General features: G+C 38.6%; 2 protein-coding genes and 3 pseudogenes. 3 read left to right on the top strand and 2 right to left on the bottom strand.

The annotated features are described in order from the left end of the window. Positions 1-301: 301 nt before the first annotated feature. The 3 genes and pseudogenes from K1M91_RS21015 to K1M91_RS21005 all read left to right on the top strand — a co-directional run. Entirely contained in the window at positions 302-1,735 is a 1,434-nt protein-coding gene (locus K1M91_RS21015) for a hypothetical protein (protein WP_232804213.1), read from the top strand. Between the two features lie 213 nt (positions 1,736-1,948). Beyond that, positions 1,949-3,053 (top strand): annotated as a pseudogene (locus K1M91_RS21010) (ISAs1 family transposase). A 388-nt stretch (positions 3,054-3,441) separates the two neighbouring features. Further along, a pseudogene (locus K1M91_RS21005) lies at positions 3,442-3,606 on the top strand (DUF4277 domain-containing protein); the annotation flags it as partial. Positions 3,607-3,611: 5 nt separating this feature from the next. On the opposite strand, the gene K1M91_RS21000 reads toward K1M91_RS21005, so the two are convergent. Together K1M91_RS21000 and K1M91_RS20995 are read right to left on the bottom strand one after the other, a co-directional pair. Then, positions 3,612-3,752: a hypothetical protein gene (locus tag K1M91_RS21000; RefSeq protein WP_232804214.1), complete on the bottom strand. Its 141-nt coding sequence runs from the start codon at positions 3,750-3,752 to the stop codon at positions 3,612-3,614. Then, positions 3,737-3,913 (bottom strand): annotated as a pseudogene (locus K1M91_RS20995) (transposase); the annotation flags it as partial. The pseudogene K1M91_RS20995 and the gene K1M91_RS21000, both read right to left, overlap by 16 nt.

Here is a 3,913-nt window from a genome sequence, read left to right as displayed (position 1 = left end):
CTGGCGTTTGCTATAATGTGGCTGCCTATGTACTGCTGAACAAAATCTATACAGCAAAGATCAACAGACCCTAGGGTGAGAGCATGAACTAATCAAGAGCACACTTCGACTCTCATTTAGCTCAAAAACAAGCTGTTAACAAAGTACGATCCGACCCTGATGTTGTTCCTAATAAAAAAATAAGGCTAAAAAATTAAACATTCCGCGAGTTTTTCAATTCGTAAATGCTCTATTAAAAGACTACAAAAATTTAATATTGTGCGATAAAATACTCCCTTTAAACCCAGGGAAAAATATTAAAATGTTATTATTTAAAAGGTATAGCTCCTATTTATACCTAACATTCACAATTCTAGTGATAAGTACTTCAACATATATAAAGTATTCAACTATATCTGAAGAGCCTCTTTGGAGTGATGAGTTATTTTCAATTGGATTGATTGACTACCATTCGATGCTAGATTTTTCTTTTGAGAGGAAATTAGTAACACAAATAAGCCCAGAGGATAGTTTTTATACTGCAAAGTCTGCAGAACAACATCCACCGTTATTTGAACTAATAGGTAAACTTTTTTCTTGGTTGGAAGAGCCTGAATTAAGGTCTAGACTACAGAGCCTTATCGCTAGCACATTATTACTAATCGTTACAGCCGTATACTTCTACCGGAGAGAAAATTACAGATTCCATGGAGTTATTTTCATATTTTTATGCGCCTTTGCCGGAAGATATATAGATTATGCACAAGAAGGAAGAAACTATAGTTTAGGTATAATGTTTTCAGTATTTGTTGCATTATTCATTCACAATGGTTATCTATTAAAAGAAAAAGTTAATAAAATTGAACTCGTAGTCATATTAGCCCTATGGTTTACTAATTATTATGCCGCGGTTGTTGGCGGGGTGTACTGGTTAATGAAGGTATATTATTGCCGCAATAACCGAAAGGAACTTCTAAAACTATCTTTAGTTCCAACGCTCTACCTGCCATGGCTATTTCTGACCTATCATTCTATACTCTCAACTTCAAAAGGAGGAGTAGCTTGGGCGGAAAGCCAAAACTTATTTACTGAATCGATGTTCCCATCGGATATTTTCCCCGCTATTTTTTTAATTATTTCTTTACCTTCTATTGCTATAATTTTATTTCTAGACAAGTTTAGCAACAAGAAAACAAATCAACTTTTATTTCTTTACATTATGTCAAGCATTCTATGCTTTTTAATATCTTACAAAAGTGGAATCGGTCATTATCGACACATTCTATTCTCAACCAGTATATTACTTTTCATAATCGCCATTTCAATATCTGAAATAACCATAAGATTTAAATTACTTTCACTTCCTCTGGTAATTTGCCTAATCACTTTTTTAGAAAATTTCAATGAGAGAGAGCCTAATTATGAGGATTATAAAAATGCGGCACTTTGGGTTACTCATGAGATGGGAAATGACATACCAGTAATCACTACTTGGAAAGCGAACACATCATATTACAGAGTTTACCTTGACTACTATAACGAGAAAAAAACTATAGCAAGGATAAATCCATTAAACCCGAATGATAATGAAGAAGAAATTTGTAAACTAATTAAAGATAAAGGAAAAGCCATTTTATTTTCTCACGAAGGGCATCAAATCATTATTGACTCTTTATTTGAAAAATGTAGCAACATTGAAATAGAGACAGAAGAAACTTTTAATTCAATAAAAACAGCAGTATTGATTAAGCGTTAATAAATAAAGCTTTACCGCATGGATGCCACTATGAAGTACCCCAGGGTCAGGGCGAGATCTGATACAAACTGTAGGGTTTAATCGTTGCTAATTTGTACTTTATGAGTGTTTTTTGAGCACGTTTTTCACGTTAATACAAATCATTAAAATAGATTGAACTAACTCTATTTTCAGTGATCTGATCTTCACTATTTGTATTCTTGAGTAAACTCTATGACTCTTTTTGAACGCCTAAGTCGCATACCTGATCCTCGTGTTGATATTAATGTTAAACACGATTTAGTGGATGTTGTTTTTCTTGTCTTTTCTGCGGTACTTAGTGGCGCAACAGGATGAAAATCTATCCAAGAATTCGGTGATAGTCAACTGGACTGGCTAAGACAATACCGGCAGTTTGAAAACGGCATCCCGAAGCGTCATTGCATTGCAAATATAATCAGTATGTTAGATAGCGATGCATTACTTGAAGCCTTATTTGAATGGCTTAATGTAGAACGCAGTCGTGCGGAAAAATCGGTTCTAGCAATTGATGGTAAAACCCTCCGAGGAACCAAAACGGATGGCAGCAAAAGTTTTCTCCATGTCGTTAATGCTTATGATGTCGAAAGCGGCTTAATGCTTTATCAACAAGCAGATAAGAGCAAGGGTAAGGAAGTCAGCTTGTCTCGGGATGTACTTGACGCCCTGATTTTAAAGAATGCGATAGTCACGTTAGATTCGTTGCATTGTTTAGCGCCGACAATGGCGCAAATAGTTCAAAAGAATGGCGATTTTACGATCCAACTGAAAAAGAATCAGCTTAAGCTTTTCGAGCATGTGACTCAGGCTTTTGCTGAAGTGTATGAACAGCCTGATGGGATGACGGAATGTGTTCAAGAAAACCAAGGACATGGTCGAAAAGAGTGTCGCAATATCATGCAGATAGACGCCAATTTACCACCAGAGCTACAAGAGAAGTGGCCACACATAAAGACGTTTATTGAAGCGGCAAGTGAACGCAGTAGCAACGGCAAAGGAACCAGAGATTCTCGCTGGTATGTTAGTTCGCTAGAGCTTGATGTAGAGCTAGCTGCTCGCTGCTCGCACAGTAAGAGAGCATTGGAGCGTCGAAAATCAGCTTCATTGGGTACTAGACGTTGTATTTAGAGAAGATGAATTGAGGGTGAAAGATCCGGATGGAGCGAGTCATTTGGCTGCATTTAACCGAGCTGCACTCAACGCTATAAAGCAGGATATTAGCGAAAAAGATAGCTTGGCAGCCAAACGTAGAAAGTCAGGTTGGTCCGGCGAATATCGTTCAAAGATTATATTTGGTTAAAAGTTAAATATAGTGGAATCCCGCCCTGACCCCAGGGTGAGATCTAACAATTTCCGCAGGGTCTAATTGCTTTTTATTTGCTCATAGTGGACGTTTTGCGTAACCTTTCACCAACCTTGGCTTGACTAATTAGATATCAATCCAAAGTAAGCACTAAATTAATCACACATACTAAGTCACAACCACATTTGTCATAGTGCTTCTTTTCAAGGGAGGCGCTATGAATCAACAAGATAAACGTGAATATTGGACTGGTACCGTCATTCCGCAGCCAATTTCAGATTTAAAATAGTGTGATCGCGTGATCATTTGTGCGTAATACTGCCAGCAGCCTCTTGACCTCGATCCCCTATTTTGATCTATTACTGCTATTTAACGGTCGCTCACTATGCCTGCTCCTCAGCCCGTCGTTAAACGATTAGATCATTTAGGGTTAATTGCCGCTTTTTGCCACGAAGTTGGTTTGCCTCGCATTATTGATCGCATCATTCCTAAATACTCAGACCATCATGTCTCTCATGGCGATGCGGTGTTGGCGATGGTGCTAAACGGATGTAACTATTCACCAGCGAAGTATTGACCTTCATCCATTAGGTCGAATACATCAGGGTAAGGCTGTTTGCTGTTTGCTGTTTGCTGATCACCGCATCGACTATCTGGCTCAGTGTCGAGTAGCATGCCATTCCGCGTTTTTTGCATGTTTCAATGAACGCAAGGATACGTCCGCGAAACTGTTCCCCCTCGATGAGAGCGAACGCCGTAGCTGCATCTGCGCCACACTATATAGCGCCTTAACCGCCGCTCAGCTTCATTGTTTGTCAGTGGGACACGACCATCTGCCCTCAAGAAGGTCCAACAGC

It is taken from the genome of Motilimonas sp. E26, assembly GCF_021278025.1.
Taxonomy (GTDB): Bacteria; Pseudomonadota; Gammaproteobacteria; order Enterobacterales; family CBDFNC01; genus Motilimonas.
This window is presented reverse-complemented; position numbering and strand designations above follow the sequence as displayed.